The following is a 524-nucleotide window of genomic DNA, read 5'->3' as shown; positions in this document are numbered from 1 at the left end:
AATCTTCGCAGACCGCGTGGATTTGCTCCGGTGTGGTGCAGCGCTTGTATTCGGCCATGGCGCCGGGACTGAAGATGGAAAGGCCGACGCCTTTCTTGTTCAGCTTGTAGTCGATGTAATAGCCGAGATCGGCTGTGATCAGCCGCTCCGGGAACGGCGCTTTCTGCGCCATGAAAAACCAGTGATAGGCCTCGATTCCCCAGCCCAAAGTCACATTGGTCAGCGCGTGATGTGTCGGCACGATATCAAGCGCGACGAGACGCTCTACGCGGTCTGGAAAATCCAGCGCCATGCGGAAAGCCACCCGCGCCCCGCGGTCATGACCCGCGACCTGAAACCGGTCGAAGCCGAAATGGCTCATAATGAAGGCGTTGTCCTCGCCCATAGACCGAAAGGAATAGCCGGAATGATCCTCGCCTCCATCCGGCTTCGAACTGTCGCCATAGCCGCGCAGATCGGGCACGACGACGGTGAAACTTTTCGCCAGTGTGGGCGCGACACGATGCCAGCTCACATGCGTAAGC

Annotated in this window: 1 protein-coding gene; it reads right to left on the bottom strand. The window is 59.0% G+C overall.

Translation table 11 applies throughout. The annotated features are described in order from the left end of the window. The coding region (locus tag AB1462_RS31665; RefSeq protein WP_367249018.1) for an alpha/beta fold hydrolase at positions 1-524 on the bottom strand (524 nt) is incomplete at both ends.

The sequence above is a fragment of the Pseudomonas sp. SB113 genome (genome assembly GCF_040754745.1).
GTDB classification, from domain to species: domain Bacteria; phylum Pseudomonadota; class Gammaproteobacteria; order Pseudomonadales; family Pseudomonadaceae; genus Aquipseudomonas; species Aquipseudomonas grimontii.
Note: the sequence above shows the minus strand (reverse complement) of the source record. Positions and strands in the feature narration are given on the sequence as shown.